Annotated in this window: 29 protein-coding genes and 1 tRNA gene; 11 read left to right on the forward strand and 19 right to left on the reverse strand. The window is 69.8% G+C overall.

Annotated features, from left to right (window positions below; translation table 11 throughout):
* Nucleotides 1–142 precede the first annotated feature (142 nt).
* Nucleotides 143–1165 carry an NADP-dependent oxidoreductase gene (locus tag EO776_RS05225; protein ID WP_086219158.1) on the forward strand — a complete coding sequence of 341 codons (1023 nt, stop codon included), beginning with the start codon at nt 143–145 and terminating at the stop codon, nt 1163–1165.
* A gap of 17 nt (nt 1166–1182) precedes the next feature.
* Here the strand turns inward: EO776_RS05225 and EO776_RS05230 are convergent, their stop codons facing one another.
* Both EO776_RS05230 and EO776_RS05235 read right to left on the reverse strand, forming a co-directional pair.
* Nucleotides 1183–1518: a hypothetical protein gene (locus EO776_RS05230; RefSeq protein ID WP_049932818.1), complete on the reverse strand. Its 336-nt coding sequence runs from the start codon at nt 1516–1518 to the stop codon at nt 1183–1185.
* A 115-nt stretch (nt 1519–1633) separates the two neighbouring features.
* Nucleotides 1634–2428 (reverse strand): helix-turn-helix transcriptional regulator, encoded by a 795-nt coding sequence (locus tag EO776_RS05235; RefSeq protein ID WP_086216633.1) that lies wholly within the window; start codon nt 2426–2428, stop codon nt 1634–1636.
* A 210-nt stretch (nt 2429–2638) separates the two neighbouring features.
* Here EO776_RS05235 and EO776_RS05240 point away from each other — a divergent pair, with 210 nt between their 5' ends.
* Both EO776_RS05240 and EO776_RS05245 read left to right on the forward strand, forming a co-directional pair.
* The gene (locus EO776_RS05240; protein ID WP_094520422.1) at nt 2639–3583 is read left to right on the forward strand and encodes a DMT family transporter; all 945 of its coding nucleotides are present in this window, start codon (nt 2639–2641) and stop codon (nt 3581–3583) included.
* Nucleotides 3584–3666: 83 nt separating this feature from the next.
* Nucleotides 3667–4569, forward strand: coding sequence for a hypothetical protein (locus tag EO776_RS05245; RefSeq protein WP_094520423.1), 903 nt, complete (start codon nt 3667–3669; stop codon nt 4567–4569).
* Between the two features lie 173 nt (nt 4570–4742).
* Here EO776_RS05245 and EO776_RS05250 read toward each other — a convergent pair.
* The 3 genes from EO776_RS05250 to EO776_RS05260 all read right to left on the reverse strand — a co-directional run bounded on the left by EO776_RS05250 (nt 4743) and on the right by EO776_RS05260 (nt 6482).
* Nucleotides 4743–4827 (reverse strand) — tRNA-Leu (locus EO776_RS05250).
* Between the two features lie 85 nt (nt 4828–4912).
* Nucleotides 4913–5632 carry an SDR family NAD(P)-dependent oxidoreductase gene (locus EO776_RS05255; RefSeq protein ID WP_099288858.1) on the reverse strand — a complete coding sequence of 240 codons (720 nt, stop codon included), beginning with the start codon at nt 5630–5632 and terminating at the stop codon, nt 4913–4915.
* Between the two features lie 148 nt (nt 5633–5780).
* Nucleotides 5781–6482: an endonuclease III domain-containing protein gene (locus EO776_RS05260; RefSeq protein ID WP_049932813.1), complete on the reverse strand. Its 702-nt coding sequence runs from the start codon at nt 6480–6482 to the stop codon at nt 5781–5783.
* 159 nt (nt 6483–6641) lie between these two features.
* Between EO776_RS05260 and EO776_RS05265 the strand changes: the two genes are divergently transcribed.
* The 3 genes from EO776_RS05265 to EO776_RS05275 all read left to right on the forward strand — a co-directional run bounded on the left by EO776_RS05265 (nt 6642) and on the right by EO776_RS05275 (nt 7698).
* The gene (locus tag EO776_RS05265; RefSeq protein WP_094520425.1) at nt 6642–6950 is read left to right on the forward strand and encodes a cyclin; all 309 of its coding nucleotides are present in this window, start codon (nt 6642–6644) and stop codon (nt 6948–6950) included.
* A gap of 140 nt (nt 6951–7090) precedes the next feature.
* Nucleotides 7091–7507, forward strand: a complete 417-nt coding sequence (locus EO776_RS05270; RefSeq protein ID WP_094519503.1) for a DUF2178 domain-containing protein — start codon at nt 7091–7093, stop codon at nt 7505–7507.
* A complete protein-coding gene (locus EO776_RS05275) occupies nt 7504–7698 on the forward strand; it encodes a helix-turn-helix transcriptional regulator (RefSeq protein WP_086217005.1) in 195 nt (64 codons plus the stop codon). The genes EO776_RS05270 and EO776_RS05275 overlap by 4 nt, the downstream gene beginning before the upstream one ends.
* Here the strand turns inward: EO776_RS05275 and EO776_RS05280 are convergent, their stop codons facing one another.
* The 3 genes from EO776_RS05280 to EO776_RS05290 form a co-directional block, all read right to left on the reverse strand.
* On the reverse strand, nt 7699–8337 hold the full coding sequence (locus EO776_RS05280; RefSeq protein ID WP_094495115.1) for a fibrillarin-like rRNA/tRNA 2'-O-methyltransferase: 639 nt from the start codon (nt 8335–8337) through the stop codon (nt 7699–7701).
* On the reverse strand, nt 8330–9268 hold the full coding sequence (locus EO776_RS05285; RefSeq protein WP_094519502.1) for an NOP5/NOP56 family protein: 939 nt from the start codon (nt 9266–9268) through the stop codon (nt 8330–8332). Before EO776_RS05285 ends, EO776_RS05280 begins: the two co-directional genes overlap by 8 nt.
* An 87-nt stretch (nt 9269–9355) precedes the next feature.
* Nucleotides 9356–9580 (reverse strand): glycine zipper domain-containing protein, encoded by a 225-nt coding sequence (locus EO776_RS05290; protein ID WP_089307845.1) that lies wholly within the window; start codon nt 9578–9580, stop codon nt 9356–9358.
* A gap of 188 nt (nt 9581–9768) precedes the next feature.
* Here EO776_RS05290 and EO776_RS05295 point away from each other — a divergent pair, with 188 nt between their 5' ends.
* Genes EO776_RS05295 through EO776_RS05305 form a run of 3 tightly spaced genes read left to right on the forward strand, consistent with a single transcriptional unit; the run spans nt 9769 to nt 12775 of the window.
* Nucleotides 9769–10959 carry an ABC transporter substrate-binding protein gene (locus EO776_RS05295; protein WP_094519501.1) on the forward strand — a complete coding sequence of 397 codons (1191 nt, stop codon included), beginning with the start codon at nt 9769–9771 and terminating at the stop codon, nt 10957–10959.
* Nucleotides 10960–11889, forward strand: coding sequence for an ABC transporter permease (locus tag EO776_RS05300; protein WP_049932805.1), 930 nt, complete (start codon nt 10960–10962; stop codon nt 11887–11889).
* Nucleotide 11890: 1 nt separating this feature from the next.
* The gene (locus EO776_RS05305; RefSeq protein WP_089307843.1) at nt 11891–12775 is read left to right on the forward strand and encodes an ABC transporter permease; all 885 of its coding nucleotides are present in this window, start codon (nt 11891–11893) and stop codon (nt 12773–12775) included.
* 88 nt (nt 12776–12863) lie between these two features.
* Here the strand turns inward: EO776_RS05305 and EO776_RS05310 are convergent, their stop codons facing one another.
* The 5 genes from EO776_RS05310 to EO776_RS05330 all read right to left on the reverse strand — a co-directional run bounded on the left by EO776_RS05310 (nt 12864) and on the right by EO776_RS05330 (nt 17200).
* Complete coding sequence (locus EO776_RS05310) at nt 12864–13916, reverse strand: ABC transporter ATP-binding protein (protein ID WP_089307842.1); 1053 nt, start codon at nt 13914–13916, stop codon at nt 12864–12866.
* Nucleotides 13917–14013: 97 nt separating this feature from the next.
* Entirely contained in the window at nt 14014–14796 is a 783-nt protein-coding gene (locus tag EO776_RS05315) for a CBS domain-containing protein (RefSeq protein WP_049932802.1), read from the reverse strand.
* A 149-nt stretch (nt 14797–14945) separates the two neighbouring features.
* Nucleotides 14946–15311 (reverse strand): winged helix-turn-helix domain-containing protein, encoded by a 366-nt coding sequence (locus tag EO776_RS05320; RefSeq protein ID WP_094519500.1) that lies wholly within the window; start codon nt 15309–15311, stop codon nt 14946–14948.
* 240 nt (nt 15312–15551) lie between these two features.
* On the reverse strand, nt 15552–16484 hold the full coding sequence (locus tag EO776_RS05325) for a sulfurtransferase (RefSeq protein WP_094495049.1): 933 nt from the start codon (nt 16482–16484) through the stop codon (nt 15552–15554).
* The gene (locus EO776_RS05330; protein ID WP_049932800.1) at nt 16481–17200 is read right to left on the reverse strand and encodes a helix-turn-helix domain-containing protein; all 720 of its coding nucleotides are present in this window, start codon (nt 17198–17200) and stop codon (nt 16481–16483) included. The genes EO776_RS05325 and EO776_RS05330 overlap by 4 nt, the downstream gene beginning before the upstream one ends.
* A 139-nt stretch (nt 17201–17339) precedes the next feature.
* Between EO776_RS05330 and EO776_RS05335 the strand changes: the two genes are divergently transcribed.
* On the forward strand, nt 17340–17579 hold the full coding sequence (locus EO776_RS05335) for a hypothetical protein (RefSeq protein ID WP_049932799.1): 240 nt from the start codon (nt 17340–17342) through the stop codon (nt 17577–17579).
* 22 nt (nt 17580–17601) lie between these two features.
* Here EO776_RS05335 and EO776_RS05340 read toward each other — a convergent pair whose 3' ends face one another.
* The 3 genes from EO776_RS05340 to EO776_RS05350 are packed head-to-tail and all read right to left on the reverse strand — an operon-like array spanning nt 17602 to nt 20270.
* Nucleotides 17602–17847 (reverse strand): hypothetical protein, encoded by a 246-nt coding sequence (locus EO776_RS05340; RefSeq protein WP_086219167.1) that lies wholly within the window; start codon nt 17845–17847, stop codon nt 17602–17604.
* 1 nt (nt 17848) lies between these two features.
* Nucleotides 17849–18853, reverse strand: a complete 1005-nt coding sequence (locus tag EO776_RS05345; RefSeq protein WP_094519499.1) for a cytochrome d ubiquinol oxidase subunit II — start codon at nt 18851–18853, stop codon at nt 17849–17851.
* Nucleotides 18846–20270: a cytochrome ubiquinol oxidase subunit I gene (locus tag EO776_RS05350; protein ID WP_094552753.1), complete on the reverse strand. Its 1425-nt coding sequence runs from the start codon at nt 20268–20270 to the stop codon at nt 18846–18848. Before EO776_RS05350 ends, EO776_RS05345 begins: the two co-directional genes overlap by 8 nt.
* 225 nt (nt 20271–20495) lie before the next feature.
* Here EO776_RS05350 and EO776_RS05355 point away from each other — a divergent pair, with 225 nt between their 5' ends.
* Nucleotides 20496–20675, forward strand: a complete 180-nt coding sequence (locus EO776_RS05355) for a hypothetical protein (protein WP_049932795.1) — start codon at nt 20496–20498, stop codon at nt 20673–20675.
* Between the two features lie 104 nt (nt 20676–20779).
* Here EO776_RS05355 and EO776_RS05360 read toward each other — a convergent pair whose 3' ends face one another.
* Genes EO776_RS05360 through EO776_RS05370 form a run of 3 tightly spaced genes read right to left on the reverse strand, consistent with a single transcriptional unit; the run spans nt 20780 to nt 23135 of the window.
* Nucleotides 20780–20998 (reverse strand): hypothetical protein, encoded by a 219-nt coding sequence (locus EO776_RS05360; RefSeq protein WP_049932794.1) that lies wholly within the window; start codon nt 20996–20998, stop codon nt 20780–20782.
* A complete protein-coding gene (gene feoB, locus EO776_RS05365; protein ID WP_094579906.1) occupies nt 20995–22896 on the reverse strand; it encodes a ferrous iron transport protein B in 1902 nt (633 codons plus the stop codon). Before feoB ends, EO776_RS05360 begins: the two co-directional genes overlap by 4 nt.
* The gene (locus EO776_RS05370) at nt 22893–23135 is read right to left on the reverse strand and encodes a FeoA domain-containing protein (protein WP_094520927.1); all 243 of its coding nucleotides are present in this window, start codon (nt 23133–23135) and stop codon (nt 22893–22895) included. The genes feoB and EO776_RS05370 overlap by 4 nt, the downstream gene beginning before the upstream one ends.
* Between the last annotated feature and the right edge of the window lie 81 nt (nt 23136–23216).

Raw genomic sequence — 23216 nt, forward strand, 5'->3', positions numbered from 1 at the left:
CCCTCTCCGGACCGCTGGACCGCTACACCCCCGGACCACTACATCACCGGACCGCCAATCGCCGCGCCTCCGACGGCTTCCGGATCCCCACGACGGCTGCTGGGGTCCAAACCCTATTCGGTCCGATACCCCAATGGGAGCCGTGACGAACACCAACCGCGAGTGGCTTCTCGCCGAGCGGCCGACCGGCGAGCCCGATCAGGACAGCTTCGAACTGCGCGAGACGGACGTTCCCTCGCCCGCACCGGGCGAACTGCTCGTCCGCGTCCGGTACCTCTCGGTCGACCCGTACATGCGCGGCCGGATGCGCGACGCCGAGTCGTATGCCGAGCCGTGGGACGTGGGCGACGCGCTCAGAGGCGGCGTCGTCGGCGAGGTGGTCGAGAGCGAGAGCGACGCGTACGAGGCGGGCGACCTCGTGACGGGCGAGGGGCGCTGGGCCGACTACGCGACGCTCGACGCCGACGACGTTGCCCCGGTCGACCCGGCGATCGCCGACCCCGAGGCGTACCTCGGCGTCCTCGGCATGCCCGGGCGGACCGCCTACTTCGGCCTCCTCGAAGTCGGCGAGCCGAAGCCCGGCGACACGGTCGTCGTCTCCGGCGCGGCGGGCGCGGTCGGCTCGGTCGTCGGACAGATCGCGAAGCGCAACGGCTGCCGCGTGGTCGGGTTCGCCGGCAGCAACGAGAAGACCGCGTGGCTCACCGACGACTTGGGCTTCGACGCCGCGATCAACTATAAGACGACGGACGACTACCGCGCCGCGCTCGACGAGGCTGCGCCCGACGGGGTCGACGTCTACTTCGACAACGTCGGCGGACCGATCACCGACGCGGTGTTCACGAGACTGAACATCGACGCGCGGGTCGCGGTCTGCGGGCAGATCGCCCATTACAACGACGAGTCGGTCCCGACCGGACCACGGAAGCTCCCGCAGCTGATCCCGGTGCGAGCGAAGGTCGAGGGCCTGCTCGTCGGCGACTTCGCGACGCGGTTCGGCGAGGCGAGCGAGCGACTCGCCCGCTGGGTCGCGAGCGGCGACCTCGAACACCGCGAGAGCGTCGTGGACGGGCTGGGGAACGCCCCGGACGCGTTCCTCGGACTGTTCTCCGGCGACAACATCGGCAAGCAGGTCGTGCGGGTGTCGTCGCCGGACGACGAGTAGCGACCGCACCGAGGCCGTCAGAGCCGGTCGAGGGCCTCGTCCAGGTCGAACTGCTCCGTCGATTCGCTGAACTCCTTCTGTTCTCCGTCGCTCTCCGACGCCGGCGTCACGAGGCGCACGAGGTCGTGGTCTATCGAGTCCGCGGTCACGGTCGCGTCGAAGCGCTCGCGCTCGGTCGCCGGTCCCGAGAACGGTTCGACGCGCTCGACGCCGTCGACCGAACACGCCACGGCGCGACACACCGCCTCGCGGAGGCGGTCGGTCGTCCCCCACCCCGACGGCGGCACGCGCGGCAGCGCTCGGTCCCGGAACCGCCACGTCTCGATCGCCAACTCCGCGTCGTGAGGGGCCATTACCGCTGGTACGCGTACCGCGGACAAGTGGGTTTTGCCGGGTCGGACCGACGGTGTCGACGCGTGACCCGTCTCCCAAACCGCGACGGGGCCGCGGCCGTCCGGATCCGTGGACTCACTCCTCGAACGCCGTCGGGTCGAAGGGGTCGGACGCCTTCCAGTACCCCGAGAAAGCCTGGTCCGCCCACTCGCGCACCGCCGGATCGTCGGTGTGGAGGGACGCCCGGAGGATGCCCCCGTCGTCGCGGACGAGCAGGTACACGGTGTCATCGGCGACGGTGACCGCGACGGGGACCTCCTCGCGACGGACGCGGATCTCCGCGTCGTCGCTCTCCGCCAGCGTTCGAAGCCGCCTCCAGAGGACGTCGTCTGCCGCGAGCGCCTCGATGGCGCCGGCCGAGAGCACCGCCTCGAACGTCTGCTCGCCCGCGGCCACCCGGTCCCGGGCCGTCGCGAGGCTCTGTTCGTTGAGCGTGTGTGAGAACGCGCGCAGCGTCGTCGCCCCCGCCATCGCGTCGAGGACGCGCTGGAGCGGCGCGCTCGGTCGCGTCCGCGTCGGAACGGTCACGGTCGCGTCGGCGAGACGGCGGAGGTCGAACCCAAGTTCGGCCGTCGGCAGGTACGCCACCACGTCCCGCAGTTTGGCCTCCGTCTCGAGGAGGGCGACGAGCTCTTCGACGCCCTCGGCCACCAACTCCCCGGTCGCGGTGGCGACGTACTCTTCACCGTCGCGGCTGACCCACGACCGGTCGGCGAAGTCCTCGAGGATCCGACCGAGGGTCGCTTGCGACGCCCCCGTGGCGGTCGCGAGGTCCGCCCGCGTCTGCGGCGCCGACGCCAACAGCTGTAACACCTCGACGCGGTTCGTCGAGCGGGCGAGGAACTCGATCTCCTCGAGCGGGGCCTCCATACGCGATCAAGCGTCCACCGGAATAAACCGGCTTCGCTCACCGTTGAGGTTTCACGCCGTGAGCGATCGGCACGACGTGTTGCGCGTTTCCCGTCGTGGAATATTTTCCGGATTTCGTTATAGGTCTCCGACTGTTACATCTGTTTGTGCCGAGAAGCTCGTTCCAATCCGATCGTTCGTTCGACAATTTAACGCGGGTGTCGCAGTAACGTGTTCACCAGACGCACCGGCGCCCTGCTCTTCGTCTCGGCCCTCCTCTTCGGTGGCACCTTCGTCGCGGCGAAGGCCGGGTTGGCACACCTCCCGCCGCTGTTCTTCGTCGCCGTCCGGTTCGACATCGGCGCAGTCGTCCTCGCGGCGTTCGCAGCGACGCGACTCTCGCGGGCGGAACTGCGCCCCCGAACCGTCGGCGACGTCGCCGGTATCGTCGCGACGGGCGTGCTTGTCATCGGGCTGACGAACGCCCTGCTGTTCGTCGGACAACAGTACGTGACGAGCGGCGTGGCCGCCGTCGTCTTCAGCCTGAATCCGATCCTGACGCCGGTGTTCGCCGCGGTCCTGCTCGGCGAGGACGGCCTCTCAGTCCGCGGGTTCGTCGGGATGGGCCTCGGACTGTTCGGCGTCGCCCTCGTCGCCGATCCCGACCCTTCGGCGCTGCTCGCCGGCGGCCTCGGCGTCCCGCTGCTCTTCGCGGCCGCCGTGACGAGCGCGCTCGGCGCCGTGCTGATCCGCCGGGCCGACGCGACGCTGTCAAGCACTGCCCGCACCGTCTGGGGAGTCCCTCTGGCGGCCGCCCTCTCGCACGCGCTAAGCATCGGCGCCGGGGAGTCCGTCTCCGGGCTGTCGGTGCCGCCCGTCGCGATCGCGGCGCTGCTGTACGTCGGCGTCTTCTCCGGGGCGATCGCGTACCTCGCGTACTTCGCGCTGATCGACGAGACCGACGCGACGCGCGCGAACCTCCTGTTCTACTTCGTCCCCGTCGTCTCCGCGGTGGGTGGCTGGGCGCTGCTCGGCGAGACGCTCTCGGTGCGGTCGCTCGTCGGATTCGGCGTCATCTTCGCCGGCTTCCTCCTCGTTAGCGGGCTCTCCGCGGGCCCGTCGCGGCTCCTCCGTCAGCTGATCCCGGCGCGATTCGTCGACGACGGCCCGCTGTGAGCGGCGGCGGACCGTTGTAAACGGCGATAGCGGTTCACCGGAAACGACGGTACAGCTATCTCCTCGCGGAACGTATCAGTAGTGTGAATAAATTGCGACCGGTCGCCGTCGCCGTCGTCGGGACCGTCGTCGCGGTCGCCGCCGCGTACGCGGTCTTCGTCGGGGTGCTGGTCGGGTCCGACGTGGCGTCGTACACCTCGGACGGCGTGACCGTCCCCGACCTCGCTTACGAGGATACGCTGGAGCGAGCCGACGCGGCCGGCTACGCGGTCGAACGCGTCGGATCGAGCGGGTTCCACCCGACCGGGATCGATGACCTCGACGCCGACCTCGGCCCGGAGTACGAGGCGTTCAGAGTCACGTACGACCACGCGTCGGCGGCCCAACTGTGGGCGACGTTCCACGCCGAGGAGGGGATCACCGTCGTGACGCTGTTCCCGGACGACGCCGACGGCGACCTCACCGTCGACGACCTGCCGCCCGAGGAGTGGCTCGTCGACCGGCTCGCGCTGCTGTTCGAGATGGACGAGGCGACCGCCGCGGCGTACGTCGAGGAGATCGAAACGGCGGTCAGCACGGGCGACCCGACCGAGCCCGGCGCGAGCACGCCGAGCGTCGAGGTCGACGAGCCGGTCGCCTTCCGGGCCGCCTACGACGACCTGACGGCGCGCGCGACGACCGTCAATGCGACCTCCACGCCCGGGTCGGGCTGGCACGAGCGCGTCTATCACGCTGGCGACGAGCGGCTCGGCAGCGCCGAGTTCGTCCTCTCCCGCGCGACCGTGACGCGCGAGGTCGACGGCTACACCTACCGCGTTCACGTCGACTACCACGGCGGCGTGGCGGTCGACGCGCAGACGCGCGCAACCCGGACGTTCGAGGAAGACGCCGTCCGCGCCGCCTTCCGAGAAATGTTCGTTGAGATGGGGGTCCCGCCCGAGACGGCCGACCACCTCCAGTTCTTGTATCGGGGAAGCGTGTGGTGAGCGCCGCCGCTTCGCTCGGTATCAAGTAAAACTACGTCGGACTGCTCTCCTCGCGGAGTGCTCGGAGACGAATGCGCGGGACCGGATTCGAACCTCAGTCACTCCGCTTCTCTTCGTTCCCTGCTTCGAATTTTCGGAGCGATACGTCTCCTCGCGAAGTGCTCGGAGACGAATGCGCGGGACCGGATTCGAACCGGCGGACCCCTACGGGATAGCGTCCTAAGCGCTACGCCTTTGGCCTGGCTCGGCAACCCGCGCGCGGTAACTCGTAGACCGGCTACGTCAAAAATACCTGTCGTTACGGGTTCGAGAGATGCGACCGCCGCGGGAAGACGGCGACCGGTCAGAACGACGGCTCGTCCCGCGGGTGTCGCAGGTCGATCTCGTTCGCGTGAACCGTCCCCGGCGTCGTCGCAATATCGTGGATTCGCTCGGCGATCTGGTCGGGGTCCATCCAACGGTCGTGGTCCGGATACCGATCGCGGAGCGACGGCTTGTCGATCCAGCCGTCGACGATCAGGTGAACCGCCTGTACGTCGGCCTCTCCGAGCCGCGGGTCGGCGGCGAGAGAGCGAACGAGCCCGCGGGTCCCGTGGCGCGCCGCCGCGTAGGCGACGTCCTCGGACGGGCGCCGAGACTGGCCGGAGCTGGTCACGACGACGGTTCCACCGCCTTCGTCGACCATGTCGTCGACCGCCTCGCGAAGGCACCGGAACGCGCCGCGCAGACGCGTGTCGATCACGTCGCGGAACCCGGCCGGATCCACGTCTACGATCCCGCCGCCGGCGGACGGGGACCCGCTGGTGAACACCAAGCGGTCGACCGGCGAGAAGGCGTCTCGAACGGTTTCGAATGCCGATGCGACCGCCGTCGGGTCGGCGATGTCCGTCTCGACCGGGAGGGTACTGCCGGGCGTCTCCGCCTGAATCTCGTCGGCGGTCGACGAGAGGTAGTCGCTCGACCTAGCGAACAGCGCGACATCGTCGCCGTCGGCGGCGAACCGGCGGGCCACGGAGGATCCCAGCCCCGGACCGACTCCCGCGACGACGGTCGTGCGTGTCATACACACGCTTCGTCCGGGAGCCGCTAATGGTTTGTCTCGCGCACCGCGGGCAGCGTCCCGCGTCCGCGGGACGCCGCGGGGGCCAGCTATCGCGTCGACGCGGCTACCGACGCGACGCGGCCAAGCGACGGCGGGGCGGACCGCGGCCTCACTCGCAGAACTCGCAGTCGCAGTACGCCTCGCAGACGGGGTTGTCGCAGTCGGCGTTGCGGGCCGAGCAGTGTGCCCGGCCGTGCCGGATCAGGAGGACGTGGAGCGGGTAGATCAGCTCGTCGGGAACGCGTTCGTCCAACACGTCGTGGGCGCGCTCGTTCGACGCCGACTCCGGGACGAGCCCGAACCGCTTCGAGACGCGCTCGACGTGGGTGTCGACCGCCATCGTCGGCTTCCCGAAGTGGAAGTTCAACACGACGCTGGCGGTCTTCGGCCCGACGCCCTTGATCTCGGTGAGCCACGCCTTCGCCTCCTCGGTCGGCAGCGCGTCGAGGAACGCCAGCGAGTACGCCCCGCCTGTCTCCTCGCGGATCGCGGTCAGCGCGCGCTGGATGCGCGCGGCCTTCTGGTCCGGGAGGCCCGCGACGCGGATCGTTTCCCGCAGCTCCTCGTGGTCGGCGGCCTCGATCGCCGCGAAGTCGTCGTACCGGTCGAACAGCGCCTCCGACGCGCGCCGCGTGTTCTCGTCGGCGACGTTCTGCGAGAGGATCGTCGTCACCAGCTGGCGGACGCCCTCGCCCGGCTCGGCGGTGGGGTCCGCGCCGTGTTCGGCGACTCGGTCGACCGGCTCGTACAGCGCCACGAGGTCGTCGTGGAGCGCTCGGACCCGCATCTCGTCCCACGTCTGCGTCGACATACGCGCGCTACGTGTGCGGGCAACTTCAGGGCGGCGGCCGCGCTCGGGAGTGGCCGCCCCCGGTCCGGGGCACGCGATCGCCGTCGGCTCCGCGGAGCGGCGCCAGCACCGGTGCGGCGACCGCGGCCGTTTATGTTCCTCGCTCGACTACCCCGGGGCGTGTACCGGGCGAGCGACCGAATCGACAACGAAGCGTGGATCGAACTGGTCGAGAAGGCGTGCGACTCGCTCGATTTGGACGCGGAGACGCGCTCGACCGCGGTCGACCTCTTCCTCTCGCGAGCGCCCGACGACGACCGGGGGAAGCGCGTCGCGGCCGCCGCCAGCCTCTACGCCGCCAGTCTGATCCGCGGCGAGGAGCGCTCGCAGTCCGCCGTCGCCGACGCGATGGACGTCTCGCGGCTCTCGGTTCAAAAGCGGTGGAAGCCGATCCTCGAAGACGCCGGCTTCTCGCCGCCGTCGTGGTGACCCCTCAAAAAGCACTCCTGACGTCGCTGTCGTGGAATGTCTGCGGACTGATCGCCAGCGACAGATTTATTTTCTAACGTAAAGTCTCCTTTACTGTAAAGCGAGCTTTACACCGACGCCCGCTCGCTTTACCTCCACCCATGAGCGAACACACGACCTCCGCGACGACCCGGCCCTCCTCACGGAAACGCTACAAACGCGTCGCGTACGGTCTGCTCGGCGCCGGTATCCTCGCCCTGTGGATCGGTATTGCGGTCGACCGCTTCGTCCTCGGCGTGGCCCTGTATTGGGCCGGCGGCCTCGGCATGGGGCTCGTCCAGCGGTTCAGCCCCGTCGGACTGTACGACGAGCGCGACGGCACCATCAGCCGCAAGGCCAGCCAGACAACGATGAACGTCTTCGCATACGTCTTCGTCCTCGGGACGCCCGGCGGACTCGCATTACAGGAGAGCGGCCTCGTCACGCTCCCGGGCGAGTTCTACGGCGCGACCTGGACCCTCTTCGGGGTCTTCGTCGTGTTCGGCGCGTCCCACCTCTACTACAAGCGGCGCACATGAGAAACGACATCCCTGACAAACGCACCGAGACCGACGAGAGCCAGGCCGACCTCGCCGCCGCCGTCGGGGTCACCCGCCAGACGATCAACGCGATCGAACGCGAGCGCTACGACCCGTCGCTGGAGCTGGCGTTCGCGCTCGCGGATCACTTCGACTGCCGGATCGAGGACGTCTTCGAGCCGGACGACTGATCACTTCGGCGTCGCCACGACGCCGAGGTGGTCCTCGTGGAACCGGTCGAGCCGCCGCGTCTCGACGATCTCGTACGCCTCCCGGAGCCGGTCGAGCGCCCCCTCGAACACCGCCTCCGGCGCCGCAGTCACGTCCTCGCTGCGCGCCTTGATCGCGAGCAGCAGCCGCCCCTCGTCGGCGAGGAACCGAGCGTTGCGGGCGGCCACCTCGGCCTGCCCGCGCGTGGCCACGTCCTGAACGACGGCGTCGACGTCGCGCTCGACGACGTGCGCGTACGTCTCCGGCTTCCGCGCGTCCTTGAGCAGCGGGAACAGTCGGTCGCGCGGCGCGGCGGCGTCGAGCAGGTCCCGCGCCGGGCGCGGCGCGAACTCGACCGCGTAGGTGGGGCCCGCGAAGTCGGCGACGTGGCTCACCGTGGTGCCGCTCGCGGCGCCGAGGTAGAGGACGGTCTCGCCGCCAGTCAGGCCGGTCTCCAGCCCGAGTTCGAGCATCCCCCCGAGCTTCGACCGTTCTGGGTCCCACGCGCGCCAGCCGTCGGCGGTCGGCTCGCCGTACACCGGCTCGCCGCGGGTCGCCAACCGCTCCTCGCCGGCTATCTCACGCCGTTCGACGCCGTCGGGGAGGGTCGGCTCACTCATCCTCGGCCTCCGCGGCATCCGGCTCGTCGGTGTCCGCCCGCGCTCGGATCGTCGCCATCCGCTCGCGGAGGTCGGCGTGGAGCTGCGACCGCCGCTCTCCGGCGTAGTGGTCGGCGCGCGCCGCGAGCGTCAGCTTCCCGGCGAGTGCCCGCGCGGCCGAGCCGCGGTCAGCCGGTCGGGTGCCGCGGACGTACTCGTGCGTGTAGATGATCCCGTGCTTCGGGGACGGCGCCCGCCCCGAGAGGTGCGCGAACAGCGCGTCCTCGGCGCCGAGGACCTGGACCGTGCCGGACGGCTTCTTCGCGAGCGACTCTAACCCCCCGGCGAGCGCGATCAGCCGCGCGGCCAGCTCCGGGCCGGCCATCTCGGAGAGGTTTGGGGCGACGGCGGGCGCAGTCCGACCGATCGTCTCCGCGAGCTCGGCCCGCTCGTCGTCGAGTTCGGCGGCGCGCGCCGCGAGCGAGACGGCCCGCCGCTCGACTTCGCTCTCGGGTTCGCGCGCTGCGACCGCTCGCGCTCCCTCGATCCCCGGCTCGACCTCGTCGAAGAGGCTCCCCGCCCACTCGACGGCGCGCTCGGCGAGCTCGTTCGCGGTGCGCTCGACGTCGTCCATGGCCCGGACCGCGTGGATCAGCTGCGCGTCGTCGGCGCGCTCCCGCTCGCGGACCGCCTCGCGGGTCGCGCGCGTCGCCGCGGCCTTGAGCCGGTCGTAGTACTCGTCGGCGCCGGCCGCGAACCCGGACTCGACGGCGCGTACGGGCCAGTCGGCGGGCGACGCGGCCGTCCCCTCGCGCACCCGCGCCGCGGCTCTCGCCGCGGCGTCGCTCTCGGTATCGGTATCTTCGGTCGCGCCCGACGGTAGCGCTTCGAACCAGCCCTCCGCGCCGTCGGACGCCGCGCTCGCGTCCGGTCCGGCGTCGGTATCGCTCATTGCCGGCGGCTACTCGCCCCGACGGTATAGACGTTCCCGATGCGACCCGCGGCCGCTCGCCCTACGGACCGCGCCACAGGGCCTCGCTCACGCCGCCGCGTCGGCCTCGTCGTCCTCGTCGGGGCGGAGCGCGCCGAAGACACCCTCCGAGTCTGACCGGAAGTCGGCGAGCGTCGCGCCCGCGAGCGCGCCGAGCGCGCCGCCGCTGGACGCCGCCTGTCTACTGATCAGTCCGCCGACCGCGGCGCCGACGGCCGCGCCGACCGCGGCGAGCGTCGCCCGTGAGAGTGCGCGTCGAATCCGTGATCCCATGCGCGGAACGTCTACATCAACTTACAAAAGCCTACGGACGAGTCTCCCGCGCCCCCGGCGAGTCCGAGAGAAGACTCCGTTCGGACCCGGCTCGACCTCTGATCGACCGGTTCGAAACAGCAAAATCGCGGGTTAGCGAGGGGTTAACGGCGTAACACTTATTAACTGCCGATATATGTCATCGGAACATGACGTCAGAGCGTGACAACAGGTCTCACAGCACAAGCAACGGATCGACCTCGACCGGCCGGCGCGTGAGTCGGCGGGCCTACATCGCCGGCGCGGGCGCCGCCGGCGTGGCGGCCCTCGCCGGATGTAGCGGCGGCGACGGCGGCGACGGCGGGAGCATGGGCGGCGGCGGCACGACCACGATCAACATCATCACGTGGGAGGAGTACGCCGAGATGCAGGAGAACATCGAGTCCACGCTCGACGGGGTGGAGCTGAACATCACGCCCTCGACGTCGTCGACGGAGATGTTCTCGCAGTGGAGCGCGGGCCAGGACGAGCAGTTCGACATCGCCGTTCCGAACAACAACCTCGTCCCGCGGTTCATGGACGCCGACCTCGTCGCGCCGGTGAACAACGACGTGGTGAACAACTTCGGCTCGATGTACGACCGGTTCCAGTCGTTTGTCGACGACCAGTTCACGGAGAGCGGGAACGCGTATGGCGTGCCGATCCGCTTCGGCTGGTACGGCTACTCCTACGACTCCCGGAGCGTGCCGGACCACGAGCCGAGCTACGACATCTTGTTCGAGCCGGATTACGTCGACGCCGACCTCGACGGCGAGATCATCATGTACGACGAGGCGGCGAAGTCGATCCCGGCCGCGGCGCTGTACCTCGGCATGGACGACGCCATGTCCGGGGCGCGGATGACGTTTACCGAAGAGCAGCTCACGGAGATCCAGGAACTGCTCATCGAGCAGAAGCCGCGGCTCCAGGGGTACATTGCCCCCGACCCGACGTTCATCCAGGAGTTCCGCCAGGGCAACTTCCTCGTCGGGCACAGCGGGCGGAACGAGACCGTCCAGATGCGCAGCGAGGGCGACGACTGGGTCGAGTTCGTCGCCCCGAGAGAGGGCGCGCTGGCGTGGTACGAGACCGCGGTCGTCTCCGCCGCCTCCGACAACCAGGAGACCGCCTGGGAGGTCATCAACGAGTTCATCACGCCCCAGAACGGCGCGGCGCTCGCGGAGGCCGGCTTCTCGCCCAGCACGAACCCCAACGTGGCCGACGAGCTGACCGAGGAGCAGAACGAGCTGTACGGGCGGATCGACCCCTCGCGCCTCGAGGGGATGTACTCGCTCAAGGACATCGACTCGGACGTCGAGGAGGCGTACGTCTCCGCGTGGGAAGAGGTCAAGGCGGCATAGATGGCCGCAGACGAGCCGGACGAGAGCGCGCGGGCGAGGGCGGTGAGGCTGCTGAGCGGACCACGCAGTCGGCTCGGCGTCACGGTCGGTCCCAGCGCAGCGTGGATACTCACCCTGCTCGTCGCGCCGCTGGCGTTCATGGTCGCCGTGAGCTTCTTCGAGGTCAGCTCGTTGACGTACCAGATCGTCTACGAGCCGACGCTGAACAACTACCGCTCCCTGTTCGACGGCGGCGGCGCGATCTGGAACACCCCGTTCGTCACGGCGCTGTGGCTCTCGTACGTCATCGCCACCGTGACGACGCTTTTGTGTCTCACGCTCGCGTTCCCGCTGGCGTACCTGCTGGCACGGAGCGGCGGGCGGCTGTTCAAAGTCGTCATCTTCTTCGTCCTCCTGCCGTTCTTCACGATGTACCTCGTCCGGGCGTACTCGTGGGTCCTGATGTTCGGTCCGGGCGGCGTGATCAACAGCACGCTCATGAGCTGGGGGCTGATCGACGCCCCGCTCGGGATATTCAACTACGGTGTCCCGGCGATCATCGTCGGGCTCACCCACGCGTACTTCCCGTACATGCTTCTGACGCTGTACGCGAGCCTCGACGGCCTCGACTTCTCGATCATCGAGGCCGCCCGCGACCTTGGCGCGTCGCGGGTCGAGGTGCTCCGCGACCACGTGATCCCGCTCACGCTTCCGGGGATCATCGGCGGGAGCCTCTTCGTCTTCGTCCCGAGCGTCGGCGCGTTCATTACGCCGACGTTCCTCGGGCAGGGCAAGGTCCAGATGATCGGCATGCTCATCGAGAGCCGGGTTGCCGGGACCTACTCGATCGGGTACGCAAGCGCGGCGTCGATGTTCGTGCTCGTCTCGATCGTGGGCGCGATGATCCTCGCGTTCCGGTACGTGAGCATCGAGGAACTGGGGGGTGCCTGAGATGGCGACCGAGATGTCCGAGTCGACAGAGACGGCGGGGGCGACCGAGCGGCTTGTCGGGCACCAGACGGTCGAACGGCTCCTCGGCACCTCGCTGTACGTCGTCTCCGGCCTGTTGCTCCTCTTTTTGTGGGTGCCGCTCGCGATCATCATCTTCCTCGCGTTCGCGGAGAACGCCGTGACGATCTTCCCGTTCGAGGGCCTGACGCTCGACAACTTTCGGCTGGCGCTCCGTAGCGACTCAATGCGCGCCTCGCTCGCGGGCAGTTTCACCATCGCGACGGTGGCGGCATCGGTCGCGACGGTGCTCGGCGTGCTGGCCAGCTTCGCGCTGACCCGCTACCGGTTCCGCCTCCGAGAGGTGTACCGGACCTTCGGGATCATCCCGATGGTGATCCCCGGCATCATCCTCGGCGTGGCCCTCCGGATCTACTTCCAGAACCTCCTCGGTATCCTACCGGGGTTCGCCACGGTGGTGCTGGCCCACTCGCTGTACGGCCTCCCGTTCGTGCTCCTCATCGTCTCCGCCCGGCTGTACACCTTCGACGAGTCGCTAGAGGAGGCGGCCCGAGACCTCGGCGCGGACCCGCTGACCGTGTTCCGGGACGTGACGCTCCCGGTGATTGCCCCGGCCGTCGGAGCGGGGTTCCTGTTCGCGTGGATCCGGTCGTTCGAGGACTACATCCGCGCGCTGTTCCTCACCGGGCCCAACACGGACGTGCTGACGATCTGGATGTTCAGCCGGATCCGACAGCTCGACGCGCCGGAGCTCAACGCCGTCTCCGCGCTCATCGTCTTCGGGATCGCGATCGCGCTGGCGGTCGCGATGAACGTCGGCAACGTGACCGGTTACGTCGCCGGCACGGTCACGGAAGAGGAGGGGTGAGGCCCCGGGCGAGCGGACCCGGTTTCTCCCCCGCCTCGTCGACCTGCGTTCACACTGAAGCGGGGAATCGACGGTGTGAGTGGCCAGATCAAAACACCGTTGGCGCGCCGTCGACCACGTCGAGCCCGACGTCGGCGCCGGTGTCGACCGCCGACTCGCGGCCCTGGATCACCACCTGAAGCTCGCCCACGTCCCCGTGGGGGTCGACGAGGTAGTTCGTCTGGTCGCCCTGGAAGTACCGCTCGACGACGGTGCCGTGTAGGGCGCCGTCCCCGTTCGCGATGGTGAAGTCCTCCGGGCGGATCGAGACGGTGACCTCACCGGTCCGGTTCGGGGCCGGCACGCCGAACCCGCCCTCGCCGCCGATCTCCGCGACGGTCGTTCCGTCCCGCTCCGCGGTCCGCGCGTCGATGAGGTTCGTGTCGCCGATGAAGTCCGCGACGAACTCCGAGGCGGGCTCGCGGTAGATCTCCTCCGGCGGACCGATCTGCTCGATGTGGCCGTCGTTCATCACAGCGATCCGGTCGCTGAGCGTCATCGCGACCTCCTGGTCGTGGGTCACGTAGAAGAAGCCGCCCTGCGTCTGCTTGTGGATCCGGCGGAGTTCGACCTGCATCTGCTTCCGGAGCTTCCGGTCGAGGCTGGAGAGCGGCTCGTCGAGCAGCAGCACCGCTGGCTCGTTGACCAGCGCCCGGGCGAGCGCGACGCGCTGCTGTTGGCCGCCCGAGAGCTCTGTCGGGTTGCGGTCCTCGAACCCGTCGAGGTCGACGAGCCCGAGGTACTCAGAGACGCGCTCCGACCGCTCGCCGGCGTCGACGCCCGCCTTTGCGAGCCCGTAGCCCACGTTCTCTCCCACGCTCATGTGCGGGAAAAGCGAGAGCTGTTGGAACACGAGGTTCGTGTCGCGCGCCTCCGGGGGAACCGATCCCATCGACCGACCGTCGATCCGGACCTCGCCCTCGGTCGGGTGCTCGAAGCCGCAGATCATCCGGAGCGTCGTCGTCTTCCCGCAGCCCGACGGGCCGACGAGCGTGAAGAACTCGCCCTTTCGAACGGAGAAGTCGATGCCGCCGACCGCGGTGAGGTCGCCGAACCGCTTCGTCACCTCGTCGAGCTCGACCAATGTGTTCCCCGTTGTCATGTGCCACTCGTCCCGACAGCAGCTATATCAATCTATCGCCGGACGGGACCGCGAACGCCCTCGGAGCGGGGAACCCGAAGACATCCGGGTCGGCACCTCACTGAAGCCGCTTCGTCGTCTCCACGAGGGGGTGGCGCGCGTAGTCGACGATCTCGATGTCGTCGACGACGCGGAGGCCCTCCTTCTCGGCGGTCTTCGCCATCCCCAGGTCGACCGGCGTTCGCGGCACGATCACGTACGCGTCCATCGACTCGATGCCCGCTTCACGGGCGGCCATGGCCCGGTGATGCCCGTCGGCGAGGTAGAGCGTCCCGTCGTTGTCGATGACGACGAGCGGCTCCGCGAGCCCGTGTTCGAGTTCGTACTGCCGGCCCTCCAGCTCGTCGGCGTACACGCGGGCCTGCGTCGGCGTCAGGTCCGCGATCGCCACCTCGCGGCGCTCCTCGTCGAGGTCGACGCCGTGGATCTGCGAGAGGGTGCGCATCAGCTTCCCGACCTTGCCGGGCGTCGCGCGCTCGATCTGCGAGCGGACCACGTCCGTGTTCGAGATGATCCCGACGAGGTTGTCCGCGTCGTCGACGACCGGGAGCCGCTGGATCCCCGAGCGCAAGATCACGCGGGCGGCGTCGGTCACCTTCATATCGGGGTGCGCGACGATCAGGTCCTCCGTCATCACCGTGAACACGGGTGCGTCGTCCTCGGCGAGCAGCAGGTCCCCCGCCGCGACGAACCCCTCGACGGTGCGGCCCTGCGTGACGGGGAACCCGTTGTGCCCGTCGCTGTCGGCCATGCGGCGCGCGACGGTTGCCACCGTCTCGTCCGGGCTGACCGTCTCCACCTCCCGGGTCATGTACTCGCCGACCGTCGGTTTCCCGCTCATCGTCCGCCGTACACGCTCGCGGAATAAAAGAGGGCGGGGGTGACGGCGTCCCGAGCGGCTATCACTCTTCGCCCGACCGGCACTCGCTGTTCGGCCGTCCCTCCCCGCCCGATCGTCTCTCTGCCCGCCCGGCACTACCAGCCCGACCGTCACTCGCCGTCCGGCCGCCACGTCACCGTCTCGTCGGGGTTCCCGGCCGGGCGCTCGACTCGGGTCCCGAGCCGCCCGTCCTCGTCGACGGTGATCGTGACGCGGCGCACGTTGCGCTCGTACAGCCGATACCGACCCCTCTCGGTGTCGACCGCGACGTGTTCCGTCACCAGGTCCATGTCCTCGAGCGTGTCCAAGCGCCGGTACACCGTCGACATCGGGATGTCGCACTCCTCGACGAGCTCGGCGACCGAGGTTGGTTCGTCGAGCTCCGACAGGATCGTCCGGTTCGTTTCCTCGCTCAGCGCGTCGAGGAGCCGCCGGACGGAGCCGGACTCGCCCCGCTTCGACCCGGCGTCACTCATCGCCACCGACCGGCGATGCGGGTTCGCTTCGCCGGTCTCCGCCCCGGCCTCCTGTGCGCTTCGCCCTCCGCTCGGCGTGAGAACCGCTCATTACCGACGTTTGCGCGCACAGCGGCTAATGTAACCGTTTGGCGCAGGACAACGACCGGTCTCGACGGCCGAGAGCGGCGGCTAGCCCCGATTCGAAGGCAGTACCCAGCCGCCGCCGAGACAACAGCGGGCCGTCGTCGTCGGGAGTAGCTAGCCGCCGTCGGGCTCGCCCACTTCGATCGGGACGCCGATCATGTTCCCCCACTCGGTCCAGGAGCCGTCGTAGTGCCGCACGTGTTCGTAGCCGAGCAACTCCTCGAGGACGAACCACGTCACCGACGACCGCTCCCCGATCCGGCAGTAGACGATGATGTCGTCCTCGGGGGTGATCCCCCGAGACTCGTACACGGCCGCCAGCTCCTCGGGCGACTTGAACAGGCCGTTGGGCCGGACGTTCTCCGCCCAGAACACGTTCGTCGCCCCGGGGATGTGGCCGCCCCGCATCGCGCCCTCGTTGCTGCCGGGGGGCTTCGTGATCTCCCCCCGGAACTCCTCGGGCAGGCGCACGTCGACGAACTTCGTGTCCGTGTCGAGCGCCGCCCGCACGTCCGTGCGCGCGGCCCGCACCGCCGGTCTGGCCGGCGCGTCGGGCGCGTCGCCGTACGCTACGGCTGGCGGGTCGACCGGGTCCGTCGTGGTCGGGTAGTCGTGTTCCGTCCAGTACTCTCGGCCGCCGTCCATGATCCGGACGTCCGGGTGGCCGTAGTAGGTGAGCTGCCAGTACAGGTGGGCCGCGAACCAGTTCCGGTTGTCGCCGTAGATGACGACGGTCGTCTCCTCGGTGATCCCGCTCGATTCGAGGAAGGCGGTCATCTCTTCCGGAGAGAGGATGTCGTGTACCTCCGTCGACCGGAGTTCGGTGCGCCAGTCGACGCCGACGGCGCCGGGCGCGTGCCCCTCCTCGTAGAACGAGGCGTTGACGTCGACCTCGAGCAGGCGCAGGTCGGGGTCGGCGGCGTCGAACCGGTCGAGGCGGGCGTCGACCCAGTCGGGGCTGACGAGCACGTCCGTCGGGTACCGCCCCGCTAGCGACGCGCTTGTGGGCTTCCGCTGATCGTCGTCGGGTGGGGTTTCTGCGGTCATGACTGTTGGTCGGCGAACCGTTTCGCCAGCTCCGCGGTCGCGCGTCGAAGCCGGTACGACACCGTCGAGCGCGGCTCGTCGAGCTCCGCCGCGAGCTCGTCGAGCGTCACGTCTCGCGGCGTCTCGAAGTACCCGCGTTCGACGGCGAGCAACAGGGTCTCGCGCTGCTCGGCCGGCACGTCGGGCCGGGAGAGCAGCTCGCTCTCCCAGTGGTCGACCTCGGTCAGGTGTTCGAAGGAGAACGACAGCCCGTCGCCGAGCTTCGCGGACAGCGTGTCGTACAACATTCCGATCTTCGAGTCGTCCTGGACCAGCACGCGCCAGCGGACCGTGTCGCCGGACAGCGTCTGCTCGAAGAGGACGCCCCCGTCGACGTACTTCGCCGTGATGAGCGGGACGGACTCGCAGTAGTCCACGTCAGAGACGTACGTGTACGCCACCCGCCGCCGCTGCTCTTCGGTCAACAGGCTCGTCGCGCGGGCCGAGCGACACGCCCGGCCGCTGATCGACTCGCGGTCGACCGACTCGTCTAAGAGCAGCTCGTCCACGGCGTCGAGGTCGGCCGCGTCGCCGGTCACCGACTCGAGCTTCCACAGCTCCGTGGGGTCCAGACACGAGTAGGTCGCCTCCGACTGGAGGGAGCCGCGGTCGATGAACAGGTCGACGTACTCGTCGGCGCCGGGCTCGTACGTTATCTCGAAGCTGAAGTCGTACATCTGGCGGTGACTGGTCCGGTCGTGCGGTCTCGGTTCGCGGCGGTGACGGTGACCTCGCCGGCGTCGGGCCGCGTCCCGGCGGGAAGTTGTCCCTCGACAACGCGTGTGATATGGGCCCGACGCACTTACGTTGTCTCGTATGGAGCTTTCACCCTCGGGTCGCGAGACGCCGACCGCGCTCCGGAGCCGTCTCCTCATCCCGGCCCTCCTCGCGCTCGCCGCCGGGATCGGGGGATTCGCTCTCGGACTGACCCACGACGACACCGTCACCGCGCTGGGCGCGCTGCTCTTCCTCCCCAGCGCCGCGCTGCTGTTCGGCATCGTCGCCAAGCGCCACGGCGTCGGTCCGTTCAGGCGGTCGAGCCGTCGGTCGGACTGACGCTCGGCGCGGCGCACTCCGGTCACGTCGCCTCTCGCATGCGGGCGGCGACGAGCCGGTCGACGTTGAACATGAACACGGCGACCGCGGCGAGGACCGTCGCGAAGTAGACGACGAGCTGCGGCGGGCCGGACGCGGCGCCGCCCGCGACCGCCCCGCCGAACCCGACGACGAGGAGCTCCGCCCACGTGATGAACACGCGCGAGAGCAGCAGCGTTCCGACCGACGACCGCCGGGTCGGCGCGTGCGCCTCCGAGCCGTCGCTCATCTCAGTACGCCTCCTCGGCCGTGATCGGGCCGCTGAACGCCGAGTACAGGACGGCGAAGTACACGGCGACCAGCGGTAACAGCAGGGCCGCGCCGATCGACATGAGGTTCAGCGGCAGCGTCGAGACGACGGCCTCCCCGACCGTCGCCCCGGTCGCCGGGTCGATGCGCGGGTACATGAGGACCGCGACGACCGCGGTCAGCCCGTACGTCAGTCCCGCGGCCGCCGCGAGCGCGGCGAGGTCCGCCCCGCGTCGAAGCGCGACGCCGTAGCCGACGCCGAGCCCGACGGAGGCGGTGACCAGCGCGAGCACCGAGGGCGATAGCAGCGCGTCGACGCCGGCGGGGAGCCGAGTCGCCAGGGCGCCGAGGGTCGCGACGACCGCGAAGAGGTACGCCGCGACGGCCCCGACGCCGATCTCAGTCACCGTCTCGGGGAGCGCGTCTCGGGCCTTCAAGCGGAGGAACGCGGCGCCGGAAACGACGGTCAGCGCCGTGACGGCGATCCCGGTGACGACGCCGACGAGCGTGAGCGACCGGGGGCTCCCGGCGAGCCAGTTCCCCGCGAACGCGCCGAGGAGGAACGGCGCGAGGACGCTGCCGGCGACGAACGACCGCCCCCACCACCGCTGCCACCGCGCGTCGTGGCGCTGTTCGTACATCTCCGGCGCCAGTCCCCGGAGGATGAGGGCGCCGAGGATGCCGAACATCAACAGATAGTGTCTGCTGAACAGCCCCGCGTACACCGACGGGAAGGCGGCGAACAGCGCGCCGCCGAAGACGACGAGCCACACCTCGTTCCCGTCCCAGAACGGCCCGATCGCCGACAGCACCGCCTCGCGCGCCTCGTCTTCGCGAAGCGTCGCGAAGATAGCGCCGGCGCCGAAGTCGAAGCCGTCGAGGAACAGGAACGTTCCGAGGATCGCGAACACGAGCGCGAACCACAGCTCCGGGAGCGGCAGGCCGAGCACCGGGCCCGCCGCGAGCGCGTCGACGGCGCTAGTCATCGCCGGGCACCTCCCCCGGCGCGGCGTCGCGCTCGGCCGCGGACCGCAGCTCGCGCACGCTCGGGGGCCCATCACGGATCACCCGCGCGACGACGTACGTGTACAGCGCGAGGATGCCGGCGTAGACGCCGACGAACCCGGCGAGCGTGACCATCGCTTCCGTCCCGGTGAGACCGGGAGAGACCCCCTCGCTCGTCTTCAACACGCCCTGGATCACCCAGGGCTGACGGCCGACCTCGGTGACGACCCACCCGAGCTCGACCGCGACGATGCCGAGCAGGCTGGACGCCATCAGCGCCTTGTGGAGCAGCCCGTCCTCGAACAGCTCGCCCGTGTACCACCGGTAGCCGCCCCAGAACGCGAGCAGGATGAACCAGAAGCCCATCCCGACCATCGCGCGGAACGACCAGAACACGACGGCGACCGGCGGCGCCTCCGTCTCGAACGTGTTCAGTCCGCGGATCTCCGCGGTCGCGTCGCCCCCGCTGGCGAGCCACGACGCCCCGCCCGGGATGCCGAGACCGAACAGCTCCTTCGCGCGGGGGTCCGTGAACTGGCTCAGGTCCGTCGGGATCGCGAAGATGTACTCCGGGACGTACGCCTCGGTGTCCCAGACCGCCTCCATGGCGGCGAACTTCTGCGGCTGCGTCTCGTAGACGTGCCGCGCGTACAGGTCGCCCTGAAGCACCTGTAGCGGGGCCGTGATCAGCAGCGCGACCAGCGCGATCTTGAGCGTCTTCTGCCAGAAGGCGATGTTCTCCGTCTGGTGTCCCCAGACGTGGTGTCGGTAGACGAAGTACGCGGAGACGCCCGCCATGAACAGCGCCACCGACTCGACGGCGGCGTTTTGCATGTGGACGTACATGTAGCCGAACCGGGGGGTCAGGTACGCCGCGAGCGGGTCGACGAGGTGGACCACCTCCTGCCCGTTCTCGGTCACGAGCTCGTAGCCGCGCGGCATCTGCATCCACGAGTTCGCGATGAGGATCCAGACGGCGGACAGCCACGTGCCGACGCCGACGGCGAGGCTGGACACCAGGTACAACCGGTCGGAGACGCGCTCGCGACCGAACACGAAGACGCCGAGGAACGTCGCCTCCAGCATGAACGCCATCATCCCCTCGACGGCGAGCGGGCCGCCGAACAGCTCGCCGGCGGTCGTCGAGAACGCCGCGAAGTTGGTCCCGAACTCGAACTCTAAGACGATCCCGGTGACCGTCCCGACGACGAACGAGACGGCGAATATCTTCGTCCAGAAGCGACGCAGCTGTTCGTACACCGGGTCGCCGCCCCGCACGTCCTTCCAGGTGAAGTATATCAGGAACGGGGCCAGTCCCATGCTCATCACCGGGAAGATGATGTGGACGATCGTCGTCAGGGCGAACTGGAATCGGCTTGCGAGTACTGGATCGATCATGTCGTGGTGGGTCCGGGTTGGAAAGTTCACTCCGGCGCGCGACGCGGCGGTCTCCTCGCGTAACACTGCGCATTCCTCGTCCATAACCCCGGAGTTGGCACAGGACAACCGGCCGCGGAGCGCCCGCCGCCGCCCTCTCGGCGGCGACGCGGCGGCTCGCCCGCTGGTCCGACGTTGTCCTGCGCCAAGCCATCGTTTTGGGTGGCGAGGCGACTGCGTTCACGCATGGAAACACGGCACGCCGTGCTGGCGCTCGTCGCGCTCGTCACGGTGGTGATGACCGTCAGAGCGGTCGTCGCCGGCCTCGACGGCGACTTCGGGACGGTCGGCCGGCAGGTCGGGGTCGGCGGGATCGTCCTCGCGTTCGGCGTGGCGCTGTACCGGAACTGGGAGTCGGTCGGCTGACCCGGACGCCCGCTCCGCGACGGCCCGGCCGAGCGTCCGGCGCGAGCGACGGGGGCTTCTCAGAGCGCCCGACCGCGACCCGCGCCGTCTCGCACCGGCGTTCGTCAGGACTCGCTCGCGGGGTCGTCCCCGGAGGAGTCCTGGTCGCGACGGGGCTCGCCTGCGAGTCGCTCCGCGAGCCGTCGGCGGAGTCGCTCGAAGGGCGACGAACACGCGCCGCACTCGGCGCAGGAGACGCCCGAACATGACGCGGGCGCGCCGCAGCGCGGACACGAGAGCCCGTTCGCCGGATCGAACTCGTACTCGCAGCGGGGACAGATCACGCGATCACCTCCAAGGCGGCCGCGACGCCGCCGCCGACGGCGAACGCCGTGACCCAAGAGCCAACCCACACGAGGAGCGCGCTCCGCGCGTCGCGCTCCCTGAGGATCATCGCCATCGTGAGGATACACGGGACGAACAGGGTGACGACGACCAGTCCGACGAAGGTCTGTGACGCCGACAGCGTCAGGCCCGTCATCCCTGCGGCGGCGAAGTCGCGGCGGATCAGTCCCAACACGAGCACCTCGCCGAACGACGCGGGTAAGCCCAGCGCCGCGGTCAGCGGCCGGAGCGCGCCGACTATCGCGTCGAGCGCGCCGAGGTACTCGAGCGTCGACACCGCCGCCGCGGTGACCCCGAACAGCGGGGCCGCCTCCCCGAGGAACGCGGCGGTCCGGTTCGCCGTCTTCCGGGCGACGTTCGTCGGGCGGGGGAGGCGTAGCCGCGGGAGCTGCTCGATCAGCGCGTCCTGTCGGCCGGGGAGCGTCCGGTCGAGAACGACGCCGGCGGCCCCGAGGACCCCGAGTAGCACCGCCACGTAGCCGCCCCACCAGACGACCCCGAGTTCCGCGAGCAACCCCGCGACGACGCCGATCTGCGCCGAGCAGGGGATCGCGAGGCCCAGCAGCGCCGTCGTGATGAGCCGCTCCCGGCGCGACCCGACCATTCGGGTGGAGACGACCGCCATCGTCACGCATCCCACGCCGACGATCAGCGGGACGACCGCGCGGCCGTTGAGCCCGATCCTGTCGAGCCCTCTGTCCGTCACCACGGCGAGTCGCGGCAGGACGCCGGCGTCTTCGAGCGTCCCGATCACGAGGTAGAACGCGACCACGAGCGGGAGCAGGACCCCGAGGGTGTACCGAACGGTGACCGTCAGCAGCCCTAGGTTATCGTTGACGAGCAGGAACTCGACGGGCGCGGCCCACCCGCGCGCCGGGAGCAGATCCGCGACGGCCGCCTCGACCGCCGGCGTGTAGTATCGCCCGAAGACCACGGTCTCCGCGTAGCCGACGACGCGCTGCGCGACGAGCACCCCCATGACGTAGAACACCGCGAGGAGGAGCGCGAGCGCGATCGGGATCCCCGTCACCGGCCGCAGCAACAGGTCTCCGAGCCGTCCCCCGCGACTCCGTCCGGGAGCGGGACCCCGTTCGACCGCCTCGACGACCGACCGGACGCGCGTCCGGCGCTCGCGATACACCGCCTCCCGCTCTCCGAGGCCGGCGAGCGGCGCGTCGCCCCCGTCGGCCGCGAGGCCGCCGGCACCGACGCGGCGAGCCGTCGGTTCGTCGCCCTCGACGAGGAGTGTCTTCTCCGCCCGCCCGGCCTCGATCCCGTCGGGGAGCGCGTCGTAGTACGCGTCGACGGGCGTCGACTCGGGGGCGGTCGCTTCCGGGAGCCGATCGCGCAACTCGTCGACGCCGGCGCCGGTGACGGCGACGGTCGGGACGACGGGGACGCCGAGGGTCGCCTCCAGCGCGCCGACGTCGATCTCGACGCCGTCGGCCTCGACCTCGTCCATCATGTTCAGCGCGACGACGGTCGGCACGCCCATGTCCAACAGCTGTAGCGTCACGAACAGGTCACGGTCGAGCCGCGTGGCGTCGACAACGTTCACGACCGCGTCCGCCTCCAAGACGACCGCCCTCGTGGCCCGCTCCTCCTCAGAGAACGACGATATCCCGTGGACCCCGGGCGTATCGATCAGGCGGGTCGACCCGAGGGTCGCCGCGGTCGTTTCGACCGTGGTGCCGGGGTAGTTCGAGACGTCGGCGTACTCGGCCGTGAGCCGTCCGAACAGCACGCTCTTGCCCGCGTTGGGCGCGCCGACCAGCGCCGCGGACGCCTCGGCGTCGCCGGATGTGGGCCCGCGGTCCGCGTCCCCGCTCGCGGTCATCGCGGTGCGTCGTCGGGGGCCGCTCGCTCGACGGTTATCTCCCGGGCCAGCGACCGGCCGAGCGCCACCTCCGTCCCGCGACGCCTGACGACGACCGGACCGTTGCGGATCCGGCGGCGACACTCGACGCGGCCGTCCAGCAGGCCGAGTCGCAGTAACCGAGCGCGGCGCTCGCCGTCCGGCACGTCGACCAGTTCCACCCACTCGCCCGACGGGATGTCGGCCAGCGCGACCACCATTTAGGCCTACCTAAAACGACGGGCGTGTTGTGCGGCACGGCACATTATGGAGTCTTATATAAACCGCTCTGGACCCGCGAG

The organism is Halorubrum ezzemoulense (assembly GCF_004126515.1).
Classification (GTDB): Archaea; Halobacteriota; Halobacteria; order Halobacteriales; family Haloferacaceae; genus Halorubrum; species Halorubrum ezzemoulense.